Below are 21,954 nucleotides of genomic sequence, written 5' to 3'. Positions count from 1 at the left end.
TCAGGAGCACCGATGTTCACATTTATCCGCACGCTTTTCGCCGCTCTGCTGCTGGTCACCAGCCACGCTTTTGCCGCCACGGTTCAGGACGAACATGGCACCTTTACGATTGATAAAACACCACAGCGGATAGTGATACTGGAGCTGTCGTTCGCGGACGCGCTGGCCGCCGTCGATGTCAGTCCTGTCGGCATTGCCGACGATAACGATGCCGCACGCATTCTCCCAGAAGTTCGCGCACATCTGAAACCCTGGCAGTCTGTTGGCACGCGTGCGCAGCCGAGCTTAGAAGCCATCAGCGCGCTGAAACCGGATCTCATCATTGCCGACAGCAGCCGCCATGCGGGTATTTTCAGCGCCTTGCAGCAAATCGCACCGGTGCTGCTGCTGAAGTCTCGCAATGAAACCTACGCTGAAAATCTTCAGTCTGCGGCCATCATCGGCGAAATCGTGGGCAAAAAGGCACAGATGCAGTCACGTCTGGCGCAACACAAACAACAGATGTCAGCGTGGGCCAGCCAGCTGCCAAAAGGCACGCTGGTGGTGTTTGGTACGTCCCGGGAGCAGCAGTTCAACCTGCACACGCAGGAGACCTGGACCGGGGGCGTTCTGACCTCTCTGGGGCTGAAGGTGCCTGCGGCGATGGCAGGTGCATCTATGCCATCCATCGGCCTGGAACAGCTGCTGGCGCTCAATCCGGCATGGCTGCTGGTCGCGCATTATCGCGAAGAGAGCATCGTGAAACGCTGGCAGCAAGACCCGCTGTGGCAGATGTTAACGGCTGCGCAAAAGCAGCAGACGGCGTCGGTCGACAGTAACGCCTGGGCGCGGATGCGCGGCATTTTCGCGGCCGAACGTATTGCCAGCGACACGGTAAAAATCTTTCATCACCAGCCTTTATCCGATGTGAAATGACAGTTCTCAGACATCCGGCGCTGCAATGGGGGCTGCCCCTTGCCGCGCTTATCGCAATTTTCTGGCTGAGTCTGTTTTGCTACTCGGCCATTCCTGTTTCTGGCGCTGATGCCATCCGCGCCCTGCTGCCCGGCCATGCGCCGACGCTTCCACAAGCGCTGGTGCAAAACCTACGTCTGCCGCGAAGCCTGGTCGCCATTCTGATTGGCGCAAGCCTGGCTCTCGCGGGAACGCTGCTGCAAACCCTGACGCATAATGCAATGGCCTCCCCTTCGCTGCTCGGCATTAACAGCGGCGCGGCGCTGGCGATGGCGCTCACCAGCGCCCTCAGCCCTGTGCCCGTTTCGGGTTACTCGATCTCCTTTATCGCCGCCTGTGGTGGCGGCGTAAGCTGGCTGCTGGTAATGGCCGCAGGCGGCGGATTTCGCCATACCCAGGACAGAAATAAACTGATCCTCGCGGGTATCGCTTTCTCGGCTTTTTGTATGGCCCTGACCCGCATCACCCTGCTGCTGACAGAAGATCACGCCTACGGCATTTTTTACTGGCTCGCAGGGGGCGTATCCCACGCGCGCTGGCAGGAGTTCTGGCAGCTTTTCCCGGTGGTGGCGGTTACTGTACCGGTGGTGTTGCTGCTGGCCAATCAACTGAACCTGCTTAACGTCAGCGACAGCACCGCCCGCACGCTGGGGGTGGATCTGCCGAAGCTACGTTTGATCATCAACATTCTGGTGCTGCTTCTGGTCGGTACTTGCGTCAGCGTGGCGGGCCCGGTGGCGTTTATCGGCCTGCTGATGCCGCATCTGGCTCGCTTCTGGGTGGGATTCGACTAGCGCAAGGTCCTGCCGATGAGCATACTGATGGGCGCCACGCTGATGCTACTGGCGGATGTTCTGGCCCGCGCGCTGGCCTTCCCTGGCGAATTGCCCGCGGGGGCCGTAGTGGCTCTGATTGGTGCGCCCTGCTTTGTCTGGCTGGTCAGGAGGTGTGGATGAAAATTGCGCTAGTTATTTTCATCGCCCTCGCGCTGGCAGGATTTTCGGCGCTGTCGCTGCAAATGGGGGTGATCTCCGTTCCCTGGCGCGCCCTGCTGACCGACTGGCAGACCGGGCGCGAATATCATTACGTGTTAACGGCGTACCGCCTGCCGCGACTGCTGCTGGCGCTGTTTGTCGGAGCAGCCCTTGCGGTTGCAGGCGTTCTGGTGCAGGGGATAGTACGTAACCCTCTGGCATCGCCGGATATTCTCGGCGTAAACCATGCCGCCAGCCTCGCCTCTGTGGGTGCACTGCTTCTCTTACCGTCACTGCCGGTGATTGCACTGCCGATGATGGCCTTTGCCGGTGGCATGGTGGGACTGATCCTGCTGCGAATGCTGGTGAACACCAGCCAGCCGATGAAGCTGGCGCTCACAGGTGTCGCGCTTTCTGCCTGCTGGGCCAGCCTGACGGACTGGCTGATGCTCTCGCGCCCGCAGGATGTGAACAGCGCCCTACTGTGGCTGACCGGCAGTTTATGGGGCCGTGACTGGAGCTTTGTGAAGATTGCCGTCCCGCTGCTGATGTTGTTTCTGCCACTGAGTCTGGGTTTTTGCCGCGATCTCGACCTTCTGGCTCTGGGCGATGCGCGCGCCACCACACTCGGTGTGGCCGTGTCGCGTACCCGGTTTCGGGCTTTGCTACTGGCTGTCGCCATGACATCGACCGGCGTGGCCGTCTGCGGCCCGATCAGCTTTGTTGGTCTTGTGGTGCCACACATGGTGCGCAGCATCACCGGTGGACGTCACCGCTGGCTGCTGCCCGTTTCGGCGCTGACAGGTGCGTTGCTGCTGGTGGTTGCCGATCTGCTGGCGCGAATTATTCATTCCCCGCTGGAGCTTCCGGCTGGCGTGCTGACCGCCATTATCGGCGCACCGTGGTTTGTCTGGCTGCTTGTGAGAATGCGATAAATGACATTACGAACTGAAAATCTGACGGTTAAGTACGGTACAAACACGGTGCTTGACGGCATTTCACTCGCTCTGCCAGCGGGCAAGATCACCGCCCTGCTCGGCCCTAACGGTTGCGGGAAATCGACGCTGTTAAACTGTTTTTCACGGCTGTTAACGCCGCAGTCCGGCAGCGTAGTTCTCGACAATAATCCGATCAACGCACTCTCATCGCGCCAGCTCGCTCGCAGGCTGGCGTTGCTGCCACAGCACCATTTAACGCCAGAGGGGATCACCGTCCGGGAGCTGGTTTCGTACGGTCGCAACCCGTGGTTGTCACTCTGGGGACGTCTTTCCGCTGAAGACAATGCGCAGGTCAATGTCGCCATGAGCCAGACCCGGATCCATCATCTTGCCGAACGACGGTTAACCGAACTGTCCGGCGGACAGCGCCAGCGAGCCTTTCTGGCGATGGTCCTGGCGCAGGATACGCCCGTTGTACTCCTTGATGAGCCAACCACCTATCTCGATATAAATCACCAGGTGGAACTGATGCGGTTGATGGGCGAACTCCAGGCTCAGGGAAAAACGGTGGTCGCAGTGCTGCACGACCTTAATCAGGCCAGCCGGTACTGCGACCATCTGGTGGTGATGGCAAACGGACAGGTTATGGCGCAAGGCACGCCAGAAGCGGTGATGAACCCTGGATTGCTGAGAACCGTATTCTGCGTGGAAACGGAGATACACCCCGAGCCGGTATCTGGCAGGCCGATGTGTGTTGTGAGGTAGATGGCGCGGGTAGTCATTTTTGGGGGATGTTCGCTTTGTTGAGTCGCTACGCCTTGAGAACTCATATTTTAGTAATCAACATGGGAAGTCCACCGCGTTCTCAGTTGGGATAGCAATGGCTCAGGATGAGTTTTTTTCATCCACTCATGAAAACTATGTCTTTGATAACACTCTTATACCAGGGATATGCTTGTGCCATAACCTTTTCAGGATGAATTTCACAGTGTCGTTCTAAATATGTTTTTTAGCAGGACTAATAAAAGTATAGCGAAGAGTATTTCTTAAGGTATTAGATGAGTAAGAAAATTGATTTATTCATGGGGTTTTTAGTGACTGTGTTGTGGGGAGGGAACTTCGCTGTTATTGATTTAGGGTTAAGAGACCTGGATCCCTTTGCCCTGACATTAATGCGATTTGTATTTTGTGCATTCCCTCTGGTCTTTTTCATCAGAAGACCCAAAAACGTTCCATTAAAAAATATAGCTCTCTATGGCTTTGTTTTTGGTGTGGGTTTGTGGTGGATAGTCAATTGTGCAATGTATAAGGGATTGTCGGCTGGATTATCATCTGTTTTTCTTCAATTCAGCGCGTTTTTCACAATATTTTTTAGTTGTTTGTTTATGGGGGAGAGGGTAAACAAAGTACATTTCCTGGGTATTATTTTAGCATCCTTTGGTTTATTGATGATCATTGTTTTCTCTGATGATACATCCACCATCAATGGGATAATACTCGTAATGGTCGCGGCAGTTGCCTGGGCCATATGTAATATAATTATAAAGTTTACCAAACCCGCTGATATGGTGGCATTTATAGTCTGGTCAAGCCTATTTTCTGTACCAGCAATATTAATAATGACCGTATGTTTCAAAGGCTGGGGAGCTATAACATCAATACCGGCGAACCTAACGGTTGGATCCGTATTTTCTGTGTTATTCCAGGCTTATATAACTACCATTCTGGGGTATAGGATCTGGAATAATTTGATGAAAAAATACCCGGCAACGCAAGTGGCCCCTTTATCACTTTTTGTGCCTATCTCGGGAGTAATAACGTCCTATTTATTTTTAGATGAGAAATTGAGTTTAGCTCAGGCACTTCCAGTTGGTGTTGTTATAGTCGGTATCCTTATTTTTTTGAATTCCGGTGCTTTCCTTAAATTTTTCAACTCAAAAGGCCAGCATGTAAAACTTAGAAATAAATCCCGACAATAATCTAAGAAACTTACCTCCCCTATTCTCTTTAAGATGATCAGTAATAAAAGACTATAGAAGTCAAAACATAATTCCGTTCACAATGAGATTTAATGCTGGCCTTTTCAGCATATTAATTAATATCAAATAGGATGATCATGACATCAAAAGACATCGCTGAACGCGTTGTTGATTCGGGCTTACTACCGACATTAAAAACGTTCCCATTAATCGTTCACACTTTGTTATTTTTTACTTTTGTCATACGGTTTAGCTATTTCATGGCATGGCCATTTATCGCAGTTATTATGACGAAAAATTATCATATGACACCGACCGAAATTGGTCTAACGATGACGAGCAGTGCATTAATTTCGGTGATCCTGGGTATGTACGGCGGACAAATTTCAGACAGGTTTGGACGTCGTATTATTCTTTTGCTGGGTTGTGGGTTTTCAGCCGTAGGATATATTACTCTTGCACTGGCCACAGGGTTCGGTCTGTTCGTAACAGGCCTGATGATTATAGGCATTTGTTTTGCATGGGTTGATCCACCTGTGCGGGCACTGATGAGTGATTTGCTTGTTGATCACCGCCGCCGTGCACTGGCTCTTCAATTGCGCTATTACCTGATCAATGTTGCGGCGGTTTTCGGCCCGCTAATCGGGTTAGCATTTGGCCTGACATCACAGAAGGGTACGTTTCTGATAACCGGTTTGACCTATTTTCCTTTTTTCATCTATGTACTTTTTTATATTCCGAGGGGCAGGATAATAGCTGGACAAGATACCAGAGTTACCCAGGTGCTTAAGTTGCATCAAATGGTATTAATTATTGCCAGAGACAGGATTTTCCTTGCGGCGTTACTTTGCAGCATCCTGTGTAATGTCGTATATATCCATTATGAAGCAATACTCCCCCAATACCTGCTTTCACTTGACGGTAATGGTGCCGTTAAGCTCATTACCCTGGTTCTGGTCACAAACGCATGTTCCGTACTTTTTTTTCAAACGTTTATAATGCGTTTTCTTGCAACTGTTACTCTTTCTGGACGCATTATCCTGGGAGGGATCATTTTTGCGATTTCACAGTTTTGCTTTTTTTCCATAGATTCGACGGATATTTTGATCTGGCTAGCAGTTACCTGCTTATTCAGCATGGGCGAGGCAATCCTGATGCCGAATCTGAATATATTGCTCGACCAGTTAGCACCACCTGAACATCGAGGCGCTTACCTTGGAGCGTCTACGCTTTCAACATTAGGCGTTGCTGTAGGACCGTTAATTGGAGGAATGTTACTCGCCATGACGGGGGCAGGAGTATTCATATTCACAGCTTTCCTCAGTATTTTCATATGCACGATTATGTACGCCTGTCGGGCGAAACTACTTATGCGTATTCAGGCATAACGCCTCGCTCTCAGCGGACCTTAAGCCCACCCAGTTCGTCCGTACTGTGCCAGGAGAGGACATTGCACTGTTCACACCCGTCCGCCTCCTGCCAGAAGCGGACGGATGTTTATCCGCGAAGCCAGGGTGTTATCGTAAGTCCTGTGAGCAACCCTTCAGGGCTAAGCAGACGAGTCACGGTTTGTCCCCAGGGCTCTGTGCGGTTAGCCACCAGCAGGCGATACCCCTTCTCACTTAAGATGCGGGTAGCGGAATCGAGATCCTGAACTTCATACTCAATCCATCCCTGCGGTTTTGGGTGTTCGGTTGGCCACGCTTCAGTGCCAAAACATGAAGTTGCGGCCTGTGATAACGGCCAGACGGCAAAATGCTTAACGCCCTCCAGCCTGTTTTCCGATAGCAGGTAATCGCCGCTTCCCTCCATTGGCTTAAGCGGCAGACCGAGTACCTTCACATAAAACGCGGAACTGTCTTCAGCGTTCTGCGAGATGGGCCCAAACCCAGCGACAAACAAAACGTCAATTCCCGGTAAATTCTGCGACATACCTGCTTCCTTAATTATCTGAAATTGAACCCTGAATTTATCCTACGACTCACTGAATCACCACGCCCAATTTTGGCATCTTAGTGCCCTGCCAGCGTCAGCAATAACCTTCGTATCTCGCTCTCAGCAGATCCTCCGCTCAGTGAATTCGTCCGCTCCCCGAGCGACTGTCGTTCCAGTTTATGCTTTTTGAAAGGTTTCCAGCCAACCTCCCTTTTTTATATACCCATAAAAATTAAGCTATTGGCCGGTGTTGCCGATATTAGTTTCTTATGATTAAACAACGGGAAGTATGAATGAATAGTTTGTTATCGAGATCACTTTCAATTGTGTTTACAACGCTGCTACTGACGGCCTGCTCAGGCGTTCGCGACAATTCTGCAAAGTCGTACACATACCACGCTGAACATAGCATCGCCTGGAATATCAGCAATGCATCGGGTATGGATCCTTTTAGCGATGCCCAGGTCAGCCACTCTCAAAGCGAAATGTTCAGCCGCACGGATTACGATTTTACTTTTCCGATAGTGGAAAATGATAAATTAAATGAAGCGTCATTGCCTTTAACCCCGTTACTGCAGTATCGACCAACGGGCCTGGGCGTGGAAGAGTGGCAAACCGATGGAATTCTGGCGTGGATCCCTACTGAACTGGCCCCTACCCCAGAGGCAGCATCACTGGTGCTCTCAGATAAAATTGAATCTGCTGTGCTAGCGACCTTAAAAGAATCTAAACGCAAACATGGCGATGTCCGTAAGGGAGAGGGATATAATAACTGGTTAGGAAAATACGTGTTTCAGACCAATGAATCCCGCTATCTGGTCGTTAAATTTGCAGATAAAGATACGGGATGTGAGCTTCCAAAAAATGGATATTATGATCCTGCAAGCCAGAATAGTCCGACCTGCGGCTTTTACGCCAGCTTCCACGACGCAGAAAAAATTGTTCGCACTCCTGACTTCATAGGTGCGAATGCGACCGGAAAAAGTTATCTCATAAGGCACGATGGGTTAAATGGAAGTCACCTCAGCCCGGTATTTATAAACAGCGCCGGACAATCGGATGCAAAAAATCAGCGTATGAATTATGCCTTCATGCAACAAGTTAGCCGCCATCTTCCAGCGTGGGTAATTATCTACCTCTCACCCGAAGAAGATAAGGGTTTACCTGCCGTTGTATTACAGCAAGGGAAAGTGCATTTTTTCTTTCGCGAAAAATAAAGCTGATCGCATCAGCGGTTGATCTTAATGTCCGCTCCGTGCCAGAAGCGGACATTAATAGCGAATGAATTACCGCGAAATAGAACCGACTGAGAACATTCCGTCAGCCTCTGTAATGTCGGGAAGAAAAGCACAATGCCGGATGACCGGATGGTCCGCATCGCCCTCTGCGTGATAAAACAGCCAGGGCAGTTCCGGTAGATATAGAGATATTTAAAATTGATGCTCATCACATTGATACGTTCTTAAGTGAGTTCGTTTTCAATCTCTTTATATACTCTTTATTTGTTCATATTTTCATAAGGAATAAGCAATGTTCGATCATGTGAAGTTCGGCGTAAGTGATTACGAAAAAAGTAAAACTTTCTTCCTCAATGCGCTTCAGCCGCTTGGCGTGAAACTTATTGATGAAGGCACACCAGCCTACGGAGTTGAAATGAGTTCCGGCAATGTTTCACTTTGTCTGTTCCACTCGAATGACAAACCGGCGCCTCTGCATCTGGCGTTTGTCGCACAAACCCGACAGCAAGTTGATGAATTTTACAATGCTGCTTTGCGTGCAGGCGCCCAGGATAACGGAGCACCTGGCTTACGTTCCTACAGCGAAAACTACTATGCCGCATTTGTCATCGCGCCTGATGGCCATAATATTGAAGCAGTCTGCCATGCGCCGGACTGATTAAGGATGCAATTTGGATATACCTGAACTGGCCTCAGTCGACGAAACTTACCGGTATCCGGTTACTCTTCAGGATATAGTCGCCTTTGGCCAGTCCAGGATTGATGCCATCCGCAAGAATGGTGGTGAGGAGTAAGTAAAGTTCGCTGTGTGCCAGAAGCGAACGTTGCTATCGGCTGGCGTAATAAGCCGAATTAACCCGAAGCCGACTCAGTGGTCTTTGTTCAGTTGAGCCACACAAGGGAGGTTGCGGAACTTGTTCTGCCAGGGCAACCCGTACCCTATGAGCAGATCATCATTCTCCATTTCATAAGCGTAATAACAGTGTGCAGGAATGGATACGCGTCCGGGCTTAACGAAAAGGACGGCAACCGAGACGGACTGTGGGTTATATTTTTCGTTAAGATGCTCCACCAGTCGTTTCATTGTCCCCCCTGACTCGATCGCGTCATCGATAACAATCACATGTCGGCCCTCAATGCCGATGTTATTATGGAAGACAATTTCTGACGCGTTATTGCGCTCACCGGGCGTGTGTGGGCAGGAAATATAATCCATCTCAATATCAAATTTCAGTTTTCTGGTTAAGTCAGCCGTGAAAAATACCCCGCCCGGTACGACGGTAATAATCACAGCATCGCTGAAGTCAGAATTAAGCCTGTCGGCAACTAGATTGACACCTTCCGCGATTGTGGATTCGTCGAGAATGATCTTTCCGGCATGTGTATGATTCATTTTAGTTACGTTCCTTTATTGAATATGTCTTAACACCCAGGCCGGCAGCCCACTGATGAAAAATACGGCCAGACCTTGTCTCTTTCCACAAAGTATCACAATCAAGCACAACACAAAGCAAAAAGTTGCATAATCGAGCAAAATCGAGCTAAAAACCAGAATCAGGCTCTGATGACGATGGCCCATGATGACGGTGGGCTTCCCGCGTCGCGCGTTGGCGTGAAAAGAATATGATGTTCGATCACGAATGCCGCAGATTGCTTCAAAAAAATTACCGTATTTGTTATATTGTTGTTTATTGCTTATTCACCTCTGCGGTGCCAAAAAGAACAAGATTCACCGCAACCCAGGACAGAAAAATGTTAGATTACCGCTTCCCGACAGCTTTGCAGATGGTTCTCAGCGTAGCGATGGCGGAGCAATTGGGTGAACGTTCGACGAGTGCAATTCTGGCCTACGGCCTGGAAGCGAATCCGAGCTTCATCCGCAAATTGATGGTTCCGCTCACGCGTGACGGCATTATCGTCTCAACGCTTGGCCGTAACGGCTCAATTCATCTTGGTCGCCCGCCGGAAGAGATCACCCTGCGCGACATCTACCTTTCCGTTATCGAAGATAAAAAGCTGTGGGCCTCACGCCCTGATGTCCCGCCCCGCTGCGTGGTCAGCGCTAATGCCTGCTGGTACTTTAAATCGATTTCTGAAGAAGCTGAGCAGGCATCGTTAGCGGTATTAGCCCGCCATACCGTGGCAAGCGCCCTGGAAACGGTGAAAAACGCCGACAGCAGCGGCTGCGATCAGCTCCCCGAGCTTATTGCCCAGTATCAAAAAACCTCTTAACGCTTTTCCTGTTACGAAAAAAAACCGCCCTCACAATGAAGGCGGTTTTTTGTTATCTGCAACGTCTCTACGCAGGCAGAACTTCCCTTTCCACTTTGCCGCGCGTCACGAATTTACGCAGCGTCACGTAGAACACCGGCGTCAGGAACAGACCAAACAGCGTCACGCCCAGCATCCCGGAGAATACGGTGATCCCGGTAACACCGCGCACTTCGGCCCCTGCGCCGTGGCCAAGGATCAGTGGAATGGTCCCGGCAATAAAGGCGATGGAGGTCATCACAATCGGACGTAAACGCAGGCGGCAGGCCTCCAGCGCGGCTTCCATAATGCCCTTGCCCTGCATTTCCAGCTCGCGGGCAAACTCCACGATAAGGATCGCGTTTTTACACGCCAGCCCCATCAGTACCACTAGCCCCACCTGCACGAACACGTTGTTATCACCACCGGTCAGCCAGACGCCAAACAGCGCGGACAGCATGGTCATCGGAACGATAAGGATCACCGCCAGCGGCAGCGTCCAGCTTTCATACAACGCCGCCAGCACCAGGAACGCCAGCAGCACCGCGACAGGGAAGACGATCAGCGCCGTATTACCCTGCGTGGCCTGCTGGAAGCTCAGGTCCGTCCATTCGATATTCATCCCGTTCGGCAGGATTTGCTTAGACATCGCGTCCAGCTGCGTCATCGCCTGCGAGGACGAGAGCACGCGCGGGTCGGCATCGCCAATCAGATCCGCCGCCGGGTAGCCATTGTAGCGGATCACCGGATCCGGGCCGTAGGTGGTTGTGATTTTCACCATACTGCCAATCGGCACCATTTCGCCCTGGTTATTACGGGTGCGTAAATTCGCAATATCTTCCACGCTGTCGCGGAACGGCCCGTCTGCCTGCGCCATCACGCGCCAGGTACGCCCGAACTGGTTGAAGTCATTCACGTACGACGAGCCCAGATAGGTTTGCAGCGTACCGAAGAGATCGGTCAGCGACACGCCCTGCGCTTTCGCCTTATCACGGTCGACCTGTACGTCCAGCTGCGGAACGTTAGCCTGATAGGTTGAGATCGGGAAATGCATCCCCGGCGTCTGCATAATCGCACCGGACATGGTGTTCACCGCGTTTTGCAGCGCGCCATAGCCCAGACCCGCGCGATCCTGAATGTACAGGGAATAGCCCGACCCCTGACCCAGCCCTAAAATTGGCGGCGGCAGGATGGAGAAACCAAAGCCCTCCTGAATTTGCGCAATCTTCGCGTTGATCTCAGCGTTAATTTCCGCCGCAGTATGTTTACGCTGATCGAACGGTTTCAGGCCAAAGAAGACGGTCCCGGTATTCGGCGTGTTGGTGAACTGCAACGCATTCAGCCCCGGAAACGCGACCGCATAGTCCACGCCTTCGGTATTCATCCCGATTTCGCTCATTTTGCGGATCACCGCATCGGTGCGCGCCAGTGATGAACCTTCCGGCATTTTCACGCCGCCAATCAGGTACAGCTTATCCTGTGTTGGAATAAACCCGCCGGGTACCGCTTTAAACATCACGCCTGCCGCGCAGAGCAGCAGCAGATAAACCACAAACACCGCACCGCGTCGCCCGAGCGTTTTACCCACCAGCCCCTGATAGCCGTTCGAGCTGCGGTGGAAAAAGCGGTTAAACGGACGGAAGATCCAGCCGAACAGACGATCGATAAGCCGGGTCGGAAAATCTTTCGGCGCGCCGTGCGGCTTTAACAGCAGTGCCGCCAGCGCCGGAGAGAGCGTCAGCGAGTTAATGGCGGAGATCACCGTGGAAATCGCAATCGTCACCGCAAACTGCTTGTAAAACTGACCGGTAACGCCGGAGAGAAATGCCATCGGCACAAACACCGCGCACAGCACCAGTGCAATCGCGATAATTGGCCCGGACACTTCCCGCATCGCCTGATGCGCCGCCGCAAGCGGTGCAAGCCCCTCTTCGATATTTCGCTCGACGTTCTCCACTACCACGATGGCGTCATCCACCACGATACCGATGGCCAACACCAGCCCGAACAGGCTCAGGGTATTCAGCGAGAAGCCCAGCAGATAGAGAATACTGAAGGTACCCACCACCGAAACCGGCACCGCGATCAGCGGAATGATCGACGCGCGCCAGGTTTGCAGGAACAGAATCACCACCAGCACGACCAGCACCACCGCTTCCAGCAGCGTTTGCACGACCGCACGGATAGAGTCGCGCACAAACACCGTCGGATCGTAAGGTGCCGCCCACTTCATATCTGCCGGGAAACGCGTGGACAGTTCGTCCATTTTAGCGCGCACCGCGTTAGACAAGTCGATGGCATTCGCCCCCGGAGACTGGAAGATACCAATCCCGACTGCATCTTTATTGTTCAGCTGGGAACGCAGCGCATAGCTGCCGGAGCCCATTTCAATACGCGCCACGTCGCGCAGGCGGACAACAGAACCGTCCTGCGCCGTTTTCAGCACAATATTGCCAAACTCTTCTTCGGTATGCAGACGACCCTGGGCGTTAATGGAGATCAGGAAATCGCTCTCTTTCGGCAGCGGCTCAGCACCAAGCTGACCGGCAGAAACCTGCACGTTCTGCTCCTGCATCGCCGTGACCACGTCCGAGGCGGTCAAGCCGCGGGACGCCACCTTGTTGGGATCCAGCCAGATGCGCATCGCGTATTCGCCGGAGCCAAAAATCTGGATCTGACCAACGCCGGGCAGGCGCGCCAGCTCATCCTTCACTTTCAGCGTGGCGTAGTTACGCATATACAGGGAGTCGTATTTCCCGTTGGGCGAAAACAGATGCACCACCAGCGTCAGCGTCGGCGACTGTTTCTGGGTGGTAATGCCCAGACGCCGCACATCCTCCGGCAAACGAGCCTCGGCCTGCGCGACGCGGTTTTGCACCTGAACCTGCGCCTGATCCGGATCAGTGCCCGGACGGAAGGTGACGGTGGTGACCAGCACGCCGTCAGAGCCCGCGACGGACTTCATATACATCATGTTCTCAACGCCGTTAATCGCCTCTTCCAGCGGCGTCGCCACGGTCTCGGCAATCACTTTCGGGTTGGCGCCCGGGTACTCCGCGCGCACCTGCACGCTTGGCGGCACGACGTCAGGATATTCGCTCACCGGCAACAGCGGGATGGCGATCAATCCTGTGATAAAAATCAGAATCGACAGTACGGCGGCAAAAATCGGCCTGTCGATGAAAAAACGGGAAAAGTCCATGGGTTGGATTCTCGGGTTAGGGATCAGTTAAGGGCGGCGTTGGCGGTCATGGCAACGGTTTTCGCGTTAACCGGCATCCCCGGCATAAACACTTTTTGTAACCCCTCGACGATGACTTTATCGCCAGGATTCAGCCCCAGCCGCACGATGCGTAAACCATCGGCCAGACGCCCAGGCGTAATGTCGCGGCGCTGCGCTTTCCCCTCTTTATCCACGATATAAACGTATTTACGATCCTGATCGGTCAGCACAGCTTTGTCGTCGATCAGCGTGGCTTTGAATTCCGCACTGCCCGGCAAACGTACACGGGCAAACAGTCCCGGCGTGAACTGCCGCTGCGCGTTATCCAGCAGCGCGCGCATACGGATCGTGCCAGTACTCGGCGTGAGCTGATTATCAAGGAAGTCCACTTTCCCCTGATGGGGATAGCCGTCCTCGCCCGTCAGGCCAATCTCAACGGGAAGCGCCATGTGATTACTGGACGCCCCCTGCCCGCTGCGGGCCAGATTTTGATAGTGAAGGTAGGTCGACTCATCTACGTCAAAGTAAACGTAAACCGTTTTCTGCGAGACCAGCGTGGTCAGCACGCTGGCGGTGTCCCCCGCAGTGACCAGGTTGCCGCTGGTGATCAGCGCCCGGCTGGCGCGGCCGTCGATAGGTGCGGTGACTTTGGTGAAATCCAGGTTGAGCTGTGCAGCATCAACCGCCGCCTGTGCGGCACGAATATCGGCCTGTGCCTGAGTAGCGGCCGAACGACGCTGCTCCCACTCTTCACGGGAAACCACGTTGGTATTGACCAGTTTATCGGTACGGTTAGCCTCACTTTGCGCCAGGCTGGCCTGGGTTTTGGCTCGCGCCAGGTTCGCCTGCGCCTGTTCCAGCGCCGCACGATAGGTTCGGTCATCAATGGTGAACAGCACCTCGCCCTTTTTTACTTCCTGGCCGTCGGTGTAATTCACTTTATCAATGTAGCCGGAAACGCGCGGACGCAGCTGAACGCTCTCCACCGCTTCAACCCGGCCGTTAAAACTGTCCCACTGGCTAATAGATTTCACGACCACGTCAGCGGCGCTGACGGCGGGCGCAGGTGGCGCGGCGTTTTGCGCGACGCTGTTATCACATCCGACGAGCAGCAGGGAGAGCATCATCGCCCCCAGCGCGCTCGGATAAACGTTACCCCAGGTTTTTTGCAGGCTCATTATTTTTATTCCGGTATTGATAGCCGCCGGGCAAGACGCTGCGGGAGACGCCGCGCCACTTCCTTTGTCCGGTAGCTGGCTTAAGGCCATTTGTGTCGTTCATCGCCACAAAACTGTAACAGTTGCGAATACACTATTCGCGGCGATTGTAGGAAGGCGCTTAATTAAGTGCAAGAATAATTGTTGCACTTTATGTGCTATTTGTGTCGATGTGAAAAGACCCGTTTCGGACAGGGACTTAAATGCAACAATAAAACTTGCAATTAACGTAAAAACACGCCACCTTTAAATGCAACAGACAAAGATACTTTTAGATATACTGCGTGGGGTAACCAGATGAACACTGGCGCATTTATGCATGATTTACTTGACTGGATCGACAACAACCTGGATAGCCGTCTGGATATTGAGTCCGTCGCCAGGCGGTCTGGCTACTCGAAATGGCACCTCCAGCGCCTGTTCAAGGAACATACAGGCCATCCCCTCGCCGGGTATATTCGCGCGCAAAAGCTGCAAAAATCGGTAGAGCGCTTAACCCGCAGCGATGAACCCATTCTGAACGTGGCGATCGCGCTGGGCTTTGACTCCCAGCAGTCCTTCAACCGCAGCTTTAAGCGTCAGTATGGTCAGGCGCCAGGGGCATGGCGGCGCAGTATGGGTAGCCCGGAAGCGCAGCAGCTACGCCAGTAATCCAGGTCGAGCCGGGTAAGTTACTCAGGGCTCATCACCCGCAATCAGCAGAAATACCCTTTCGGATGCTGGCAATAAAATTGTCACGGATGACATCCTCCTTGCTTGCGTCCCACGCGATGCCCACCTGCCAGCTGATTGACTCCCCTGTTAACGGGATGATCACCCGTTCCGGCGGTGCGATGTGCGTAACGCTGTTGGGCAGAATGGCAACACCGATCCCCGCAATCACCATCGCGACGATAGTTTGTATATCGTCAGTCAGTTGAGTTGATGAGATGAAAAGATCGTTGTCGTGCAGATAACGGTCTATCTGCGTATTTAAACCCCGTCCCCGCTCATCATAAAGGCGTAACAGAGGACGCTTCGATAGCCACTCCGCAGCAGACATTTTCGCAGACGTCGCTGGCGCCACCAGAACCAGTCGATCGGTAAATAGCGGCAGGTATTCAAGCGCTGCAGGGGGAGGAACCCTGACAAAACCAACCTGAAGCTCATCATTTTGCAAAAGCTCGTACTGCTGGAATGAGGGCAGATCCGTCAATGACATCTCTACGCCCGGATAGTCTCGCCGAAAGTCAGCGATACAGCGCGGCGCCAGATAAAAGCTCGAGAGACCGAACCCAACGGTGATATGCCCCTCCATTCCTTTTGATACCCACTCAGCATGTTGCATAAATGACTGGGTTTGCCTGACCACTTTTTCAGCTTCTGGCAGCAAACGCCTGCCAGAGGCCGTCAGTATTGCGCCGTGACGACCACGTGAAAACAGAGACATATTCACCTGGGATTCGAGGAGATTAATCTGTTTGGTCAGTGCCGGTTGCGAGATAAACAACGCCCGCGCCGCATCGGCATAATTTCCTTTTTCAGCCAGTGTCAAAAAGGCTTTAAGCAAACGGATGTTCAATTTTACATTCCAGATGGTTATCGAAACCAGAAATCATTTGATTATACAGTTATTGGTTATCGTTATGTAATTCAGTTTCGATGACAACTGGAGACACATCATGAACGAACCTCAAACCTTAAAGGCGGCAACCGTACAGTTTCAGCATCAGGCCAATAACAAAAAACACAACCTGCTGATAATGGAAAAATTTATTGAACAGGCGGCGCTTGAGCAGGTGAAAATTCTCACCTTCCCGGAAATGTGTATCACCGGCTACTGGCACGTACCCAAACTCACCGCAACTGAGGTGTCTGCTCTGGCAGAGCCGATTGCTGATAGCCCTTCCCTGACGTTAATTCGCGCTCTGGCGATAAAACACCAAATGCTGATTGGCGCCGGTCTTATTGAAAGAGCCGACGATGGCAGTCTTTATAATGCGTATGTTGCCTGTATGCCGGACGGCTCAATGCATACGCATCGTAAACTCCATGCGTTTGAACATCCGGCCATCAGCAGCGGGGACAGCTTTACCGTTTTTGATACGCCCTGGGGAGTGAAAATCGGTATCCTGATTTGCTGGGACAATAATCTGGTCGAAAATGTACGCGCAACGGCGTTGCTGGGTGCAGATATTCTTCTCGCGCCGCATCAGACAGGCGGTACCGATTCCCGCAGCCCTCATGGGATGAAGCGTATTCCGCTGGCGCTCTGGGAGGAGCGGGAAACGCGCAAGGAAGAAATTACTGCTGCATTCAAAGGGCCAGGCGGTCGGGAATGGCTCATGCGCTGGCTTCCCGCCCGTGCCCATGACAACGGATTATTTCTTCTTTTCAGCAACGGTGTCGGGGCAGATGATGACGAAGTGCGCACAGGGAATGCCATGATCCTCGACCCTTATGGGCGGATCATTGTTGAAACCTGGGTCGCGGAAGATGCTATGGTGAGCGCTGAGCTGGATTTAAGCCTGCTTGCCATGAGCACCGGACGCCGCTGGATCCATGGTCGTCGTCCTGATTTATACCAGATACTGACACAACCGCAGGGCTATGAACGTGATGCGATCAGTGCACGATTTTCGACTGAGCCCCCTGCTCGCTAGAAATGTCTGCACTTTTTAGCTGCAACTTAAATCAGGAATCGATATACTGTACATAACTACAGTATAAGGTGCGCATAATGGCTGTTGAAACAAAATTTGTTGTCGTAAGAAAAGGTGAAGAGAAAATGACATTTGCCAGTAAGAAAGAGGCTGACGCTTACGACAAACTGCTCGATATGGCAGACGCGTTCACCGACTGGCTGCTGCAAAGCGGAATGCAGATGGATGAAACGCAGGCTGAAAATCTTGGCCTGTATCTCGCCGAGCAGAAAGAGACCGTGCAGCATATTCTGCGTACCAGCAAGCTTCCCGATCTCACTGATCCAGCTGCAGCGGATAAAACAGAATCCGGCGCGGCTGACACGAAAAAAATCAAAGCCGTAAAAGCGGCCTGATCGTCAGAAAAATCATCCCCTGCCCTGGGCCGTAAGCAGACAGCTGCTTACGGCTTTTTTGCTGTCTGAAGGGAGGGCCGGCAGCGTTAGAACCCTGCATTATTGATTTCGTTTCACTTCGTATTGCAAGCACACTACGCCCGACGGGAACACGTTACTCTTCACCAGCACGAGTGAGGTTCTGTCTTTTACGTTTTTGAACAAGGGAATACCGTGCCCCAGCAGCACCGGATTGACGAACAGCCAGTACTCATCGATAAGGTTTTCCGCCATTAGCGAGTGAGTCGCTGATGGGCTGCCAAATATTAAGATTTCGCTGCCCGCGCTTTGCCTGAGCCTGGTGATTTCGTCACTTAAATTGCTACTGATAATGTGCGCATTAGGGTGATCTTGTTGCAACAGCGTTTTCGACAACACCACTTTGCTGGCTGATTTATACCACCGCGAATGCGCACGATCATGCGGGCTGGCGTCGGGCTTATCGGCAGCCGTTGGCCAGTACGATTCCATCATCTGGTAGGTGATGCGCCCATATAAGGCGGTGTCGGTCTGCTGAATTCGCTGCTCCACGTATTCAAACAAATCGGGGCTGATGCTTATCCAGTCCAGGCTCGCCAGCCCCTCAGCGGTAGAAGCGACAAAACCATCCAGCGACACATGAACAAACGACACGAGCTTTCTCATGATTTTCTCCCACCCCCCCTGATACTTGACTGGTGAGGGCTGTTTAACGGGCTTTTCGGGTGAACTGTTGCTCAGTGATGGTACTGCCCCACTGATCGCCTTCCCATTCTTTCGATAATTCAAATCCAAATGATTCGTACAACCGCCTTGCCGCCTTAAGCTTATTAAACGTCCATAATTGTACTGACGAGAATTTTTGCTCATCGCAAAATTTCATCGCCCCGGCAATGAGTTTTCTGCCCACCCCGCTGCCACGACATCCATCGTCAAGGATAAACCAGCGCAGATGTGCCTCATTATTTCCCAGGTCTTCCCCGTCTATCGCAACGGATCCGACGACGCGATTGTTCACCATTGCGAGCCAGATCTGATTACAGGGCTTATCCAGGCGGTCAGAAAAATCAACAAGACCTGCGGCAACCTTCCTTTCAAAAAATGAACCGAAGTTATGCTCTCTGGCGTAATAGCTGCCATGCATTTCAGTAATTCGGCCAATCATGCCGGCATGATAACCCGTGACTATTTTGATGCTGTTTCGCACGTTGCCTTCGCTGTTTTCGCGGCTGGCTTTCAGCGCGCTGGCGTAAGAAGAAAGGCCTTGTGATACGGCGTCCTGGGTAAAGGGATCCAGTTTCCCGAGTGCCGCTGCGACCTGTTCGTCAGCAAAAGTATTAATGTTGCGTACGGTCTCTCTGCCCTTCCCTGTGAGGCTTAGCAGTTTCGTCCTCGCATCTTCAGCGGACGGGGTTTCTTCGAGTTCTCCGGCTTTGACAAGTTTAGCAAGCATCCGGCTGACGCTGGATTTCTCTAGCCCCAGGATCTGAACCAGTTGCGCGGCAGTCATTGACCCATGCGCGTCAACTTCCAGCATGGAGTGAACGGCTGAGGGCGGATAGTCCGTTGTCGCCAGATTTTGGTTCATAAACCCCAGTTCCCGCACCATTAAGCGTGATGCCGCACGTATCGTTTGTATGTTCTTCAGTTCAGAAATCATCAGTATTACCCTGCAACAATAGTTGTACTATACAACCATTGTTGCAGGGAACGTGTCAATCACTTCATGTTTGCTTCATGCCAGGTGTGGTTTTTGGCGTCAGCCCGCCAGTTCTGGCATCTGCGCCATCGCAAACGCTAAAACTTTTTCCGCATCGAGTGAGGCATAGGGAAGACTTTCAATCACCGCAATAGAACGAGAGTCTCCGACAATGCTTTCAATCTCCTCGGCCTTATACTGAATATGCGGGGCAATGAGAAATGCGTCGAAAGCGGGAGCCACGCTGGCAAAATTATCCAGGCCTACCGCACCGACAATAAGAGGATGCCCTTTGTGTTCTGCCAGTAACTGCATCTTTTTGGCGAGAGAATTTGCTGTGTTTCCAAACAAACAACAGATCAGTAGTTTTTTCATTTTGTGACCTCCTGAGAATTAATCACAGGATATGACTCGGCATGTTCATAAAATGAGCACTACTTCATATTTGTGTGAACGGTTAAAAAGATCTGACCATAGCTGAAACGACAATCCCGGCGGTGATAGCAGTCAAAGGCCTTTTAAAAACGAACATCACGACTGCCGTGGTCAATAATGCCAACTGCGCGCCTTTGTCACCAGTGAGGGCTACGGGGGCGAGTATCGCCACAAGAACCGAGCCTGACATACCCTGAATAAAGGCTTTTATGCGGTGATTAAAAGGAACAAAAGACATAATCCACACACCGCCCCATCGGGTAACGAGTGTGACCAGCGCCATCACTAAAATAATAATCAGAGGTCCCGCACCTGCCGTCTCAATACTCATTTTTTCTCTCTCATGATAATTCCAGTAATACCTCCGGCAAGGGCTCCGGCGATCACATGACTATTTTCTGGTAACCATTTAAACGCTATCAGCGAAGCACCAGCCGCTACGGCCCAGATAATAAACATCCTCAGGTTTCTTTCCCCTTCGAACACCATCGAAAGGAGAAAACACCCCATGACCATATCCAGACCAACGCTTTTGGGATCCTGAATAGCACTCCCGAAATAAAGCCCTGCGAGGGTACCGACGCTCCAAAAAAGCCATAACGCAAGACCGCCGCCAAAGAGTAATCCCAGCCCCGCTCTTCCCCTGCTGAATGCCTGAATGGACATGGCCCAGTTCGCATCGGATACGACCATCATGATCCCGTAGCGTTTCACGGGGCTTAACGATCGCAGCCACGGGTATAAGGTGGCCCCCATTAACAAATGTCGGGCATTAATGGCAAAAACGGTGGCGATAAGTGTCAATACAGGAACGTGAGACGTCCAAAGTTCCAACGCGGCAAACTGCGCATAACCGGCAAAAACCAGCACACTCATCATTGTCGCCGACATCTGGTCCAACCCTTTCTGCGATGCGGCCAGGCCAAAGGCAGCGCCAAAAAAAGCGACAAACAGTGAAACCGGAATAAGTTGCCGAAAACCCGCCCATACCAGTGAATGGCTAAGCTGAGACAAATCGGGCTCGTGATACGTCATCGGTGACCTCATGATCGTTCAAACGGTGAAAGCGATGAGGGCCACTATGGCAGTATTGTTGAATTGACAAAAACGCATAATAATTGACGCTACTATTTGATAATCGAATGTGAGGATCACCGGTGCATTATCAAGACCTCCAGATGGACTGGCTCAAATGTTTTGTAGCGGTAGTGGATGCAGGATCGCTTTCGGCTGCGGCACCTGAGGTCCATCGCTCACAGTCTGCGGTCAGTATGCAGCTAAAAAAGCTGGAATCTGCATTAGGGTGCCAGCTTTTGCTACGCGGCCCCCGTCAGCATCAACTCACCTCTGAAGGACAAAAACTGCTCGGGTATGCCCGAAGGATGCTCGACCTTCATGCTGAAACGCAGGCGGCATTCCACGGTAAGGAATTAACGGGGCGTATTCGCCTGGGTGTCCCTGATGACTATGCAGCAAAATACCTTACACCTGCTCTGAAGAGGTTTGCCCCGAATTTTGGGTCAGTCGAGATCGAGCTGAGTTGCGAGCAATCTACGTCATTAATTCCTCGCGTTGAGGCCGGCGATCTAGATTTGGCGCTGGTCTCCCGGGAACATCCTGGCCAGGGAGCGTTATTATTTTATGAACCGATGGTGTGGGTCGGTTCTCCACAGTTTGAGGTCTGGAGGCGTGATCCATTACCCATTGCGGTGTATGAAAGCACAAGCCTTGCTAAGCGTAGTGCTATCAACGCATTAGCCCTACAGGGGCGGAGATATAAGGTGGTGTATAACAGCTCCAGTCTGTCAGGGCAGATCACCGCAGTGGAAAGTGGCCTGGCTGTGGCGGTTCTGACCCAGTGCAGCGTGCCGCCTCACCTGCACGTTCTTGGCAGCGAACATCTTTTGGGCCCCCTGGAACCGATGGAGGTCGCATTGTTCAGAAGCCGTGCTTCCCAGGGGTCTTCTGCTGTGGATAGTTTGTATGATTTGCTACTGCGAACGTTACGAGTCAGAAAAGTGTAACGGTGAGACGATTTTAGATGTATCAATGTCCGC

General features: G+C 52.1%; 22 protein-coding genes and 1 pseudogene. 13 read left to right on the top strand and 10 right to left on the bottom strand.

What is annotated here, in order from left to right:
- Positions 1 to 12: 12 nt before the first annotated feature.
- The 6 genes and pseudogenes from N1249_RS10080 to N1249_RS10055 all read left to right on the top strand — a co-directional run bounded on the left by N1249_RS10080 (position 13) and on the right by N1249_RS10055 (position 6,233).
- Positions 13 to 915, top strand: a complete 903-nt coding sequence (locus N1249_RS10080) for a Fe(3+) dicitrate ABC transporter substrate-binding protein FecB (protein WP_259837378.1) — start codon at positions 13 to 15, stop codon at positions 913 to 915.
- A pseudogene (gene fecC, locus N1249_RS10075) lies at positions 912 to 1,910 on the top strand (iron-dicitrate ABC transporter permease FecC). The gene N1249_RS10080 and the pseudogene fecC overlap by 4 nt, the downstream one beginning before the upstream one ends.
- A complete protein-coding gene (fecD, locus tag N1249_RS10070; RefSeq protein WP_259837377.1) occupies positions 1,907 to 2,863 on the top strand; it encodes a Fe(3+) dicitrate ABC transporter permease subunit FecD in 957 nt (318 codons plus the stop codon). The pseudogene fecC and the gene fecD overlap by 4 nt, the downstream one beginning before the upstream one ends.
- Entirely contained in the window at positions 2,864 to 3,631 is a 768-nt protein-coding gene (gene fecE, locus N1249_RS10065; protein WP_259837375.1) for a Fe(3+) dicitrate ABC transporter ATP-binding protein FecE, read from the top strand.
- Between the two features lie 293 nt (positions 3,632 to 3,924).
- Positions 3,925 to 4,845, top strand: coding sequence for an EamA family transporter (locus N1249_RS10060; protein ID WP_259837373.1), 921 nt, complete (start codon positions 3,925 to 3,927; stop codon positions 4,843 to 4,845).
- 137 nt (positions 4,846 to 4,982) lie between these two features.
- Positions 4,983 to 6,233, top strand: coding sequence for an MFS transporter (locus tag N1249_RS10055; RefSeq protein WP_259837371.1), 1,251 nt, complete (start codon positions 4,983 to 4,985; stop codon positions 6,231 to 6,233).
- A 109-nt stretch (positions 6,234 to 6,342) separates the two neighbouring features.
- Here the strand turns inward: N1249_RS10055 and N1249_RS10050 are convergent, their stop codons facing one another.
- Positions 6,343 to 6,777, bottom strand: a complete 435-nt coding sequence (locus tag N1249_RS10050) for a VOC family protein (protein WP_259837369.1) — start codon at positions 6,775 to 6,777, stop codon at positions 6,343 to 6,345.
- A gap of 296 nt (positions 6,778 to 7,073) precedes the next feature.
- Between N1249_RS10050 and N1249_RS10045 the strand changes: the two genes are divergently transcribed.
- Together N1249_RS10045 and N1249_RS10040 are read left to right on the top strand one after the other, a co-directional pair.
- Positions 7,074 to 7,997, top strand: coding sequence for a hypothetical protein (locus tag N1249_RS10045; protein ID WP_259837366.1), 924 nt, complete (start codon positions 7,074 to 7,076; stop codon positions 7,995 to 7,997).
- Between the two features lie 313 nt (positions 7,998 to 8,310).
- A complete protein-coding gene (locus N1249_RS10040) occupies positions 8,311 to 8,676 on the top strand; it encodes a VOC family protein (RefSeq protein WP_259837365.1) in 366 nt (121 codons plus the stop codon).
- Between the two features lie 210 nt (positions 8,677 to 8,886).
- On the opposite strand, the gene N1249_RS10035 is transcribed toward N1249_RS10040, so the two are convergent.
- Positions 8,887 to 9,411: a phosphoribosyltransferase gene (locus N1249_RS10035; protein ID WP_259837363.1), complete on the bottom strand. Its 525-nt coding sequence runs from the start codon at positions 9,409 to 9,411 to the stop codon at positions 8,887 to 8,889.
- A 359-nt stretch (positions 9,412 to 9,770) separates the two neighbouring features.
- Here N1249_RS10035 and N1249_RS10030 point away from each other — a divergent pair, with 359 nt between their 5' ends.
- The gene (locus tag N1249_RS10030; RefSeq protein ID WP_259837361.1) at positions 9,771 to 10,250 is read left to right on the top strand and encodes an Rrf2 family transcriptional regulator; all 480 of its coding nucleotides are present in this window, start codon (positions 9,771 to 9,773) and stop codon (positions 10,248 to 10,250) included.
- A gap of 67 nt (positions 10,251 to 10,317) precedes the next feature.
- Here N1249_RS10030 and oqxB read toward each other — a convergent pair whose 3' ends face one another.
- Complete coding sequence (oqxB, locus tag N1249_RS10025; protein WP_259837359.1) at positions 10,318 to 13,470, bottom strand: multidrug efflux RND transporter permease subunit OqxB; 3,153 nt, start codon at positions 13,468 to 13,470, stop codon at positions 10,318 to 10,320.
- Positions 13,471 to 13,493: 23 nt separating this feature from the next.
- A complete protein-coding gene (locus tag N1249_RS10020) occupies positions 13,494 to 14,669 on the bottom strand; it encodes an efflux RND transporter periplasmic adaptor subunit (RefSeq protein ID WP_259837357.1) in 1,176 nt (391 codons plus the stop codon).
- Positions 14,670 to 15,005: 336 nt separating this feature from the next.
- On the opposite strand from N1249_RS10020, the gene N1249_RS10015 reads away from it, so the two are divergent.
- A complete protein-coding gene (locus tag N1249_RS10015) occupies positions 15,006 to 15,359 on the top strand; it encodes a helix-turn-helix domain-containing protein (RefSeq protein ID WP_259837355.1) in 354 nt (117 codons plus the stop codon).
- 34 nt (positions 15,360 to 15,393) lie between these two features.
- Here N1249_RS10015 and N1249_RS10010 read toward each other — a convergent pair whose 3' ends face one another.
- Positions 15,394 to 16,269, bottom strand: a complete 876-nt coding sequence (locus N1249_RS10010) for a LysR family transcriptional regulator (RefSeq protein ID WP_259837353.1) — start codon at positions 16,267 to 16,269, stop codon at positions 15,394 to 15,396.
- A 100-nt stretch (positions 16,270 to 16,369) separates the two neighbouring features.
- Between N1249_RS10010 and N1249_RS10005 the strand changes: the two genes are divergently transcribed.
- Positions 16,370 to 17,350, top strand: a complete 981-nt coding sequence (locus N1249_RS10005) for a nitrilase family protein (protein WP_259837349.1) — start codon at positions 16,370 to 16,372, stop codon at positions 17,348 to 17,350.
- A 77-nt stretch (positions 17,351 to 17,427) separates the two neighbouring features.
- Positions 17,428 to 17,745, top strand: a complete 318-nt coding sequence (locus tag N1249_RS10000) for a YebG family protein (protein WP_259837347.1) — start codon at positions 17,428 to 17,430, stop codon at positions 17,743 to 17,745.
- 99 nt (positions 17,746 to 17,844) lie between these two features.
- Here N1249_RS10000 and N1249_RS09995 read toward each other — a convergent pair whose 3' ends face one another.
- The 5 genes from N1249_RS09995 to N1249_RS09975 form a co-directional block, all read right to left on the bottom strand.
- Complete coding sequence (locus N1249_RS09995; RefSeq protein WP_259837346.1) at positions 17,845 to 18,429, bottom strand: dihydrofolate reductase family protein; 585 nt, start codon at positions 18,427 to 18,429, stop codon at positions 17,845 to 17,847.
- 43 nt (positions 18,430 to 18,472) lie between these two features.
- On the bottom strand, positions 18,473 to 19,423 hold the full coding sequence (locus tag N1249_RS09990) for a helix-turn-helix domain-containing GNAT family N-acetyltransferase (protein WP_259837343.1): 951 nt from the start codon (positions 19,421 to 19,423) through the stop codon (positions 18,473 to 18,475).
- Between the two features lie 99 nt (positions 19,424 to 19,522).
- Positions 19,523 to 19,837, bottom strand: coding sequence for a PTS sugar transporter subunit IIB (locus N1249_RS09985; protein WP_259837340.1), 315 nt, complete (start codon positions 19,835 to 19,837; stop codon positions 19,523 to 19,525).
- A gap of 82 nt (positions 19,838 to 19,919) precedes the next feature.
- A complete protein-coding gene (locus tag N1249_RS09980) occupies positions 19,920 to 20,228 on the bottom strand; it encodes an AzlD family protein (protein WP_259837338.1) in 309 nt (102 codons plus the stop codon).
- On the bottom strand, positions 20,225 to 20,932 hold the full coding sequence (locus N1249_RS09975; RefSeq protein WP_259837336.1) for an AzlC family ABC transporter permease: 708 nt from the start codon (positions 20,930 to 20,932) through the stop codon (positions 20,225 to 20,227). The genes N1249_RS09980 and N1249_RS09975 overlap by 4 nt, the downstream gene beginning before the upstream one ends.
- Before the next feature lie 122 nt (positions 20,933 to 21,054).
- Between N1249_RS09975 and N1249_RS09970 the strand changes: the two genes are divergently transcribed.
- A complete protein-coding gene (locus N1249_RS09970; protein ID WP_259837334.1) occupies positions 21,055 to 21,921 on the top strand; it encodes a LysR family transcriptional regulator in 867 nt (288 codons plus the stop codon).
- Positions 21,922 to 21,954 lie beyond the last annotated feature (33 nt).

Origin of the sequence: Enterobacter sp. CP102 (assembly GCF_025152625.1) — a bacterium.
GTDB lineage: Bacteria > Pseudomonadota > Gammaproteobacteria > Enterobacterales > Enterobacteriaceae > Enterobacter > Enterobacter soli.
The sequence above is the reverse complement of the archived record's forward strand: the minus strand, read 5'-3'. Positions and strand labels throughout refer to the sequence as shown.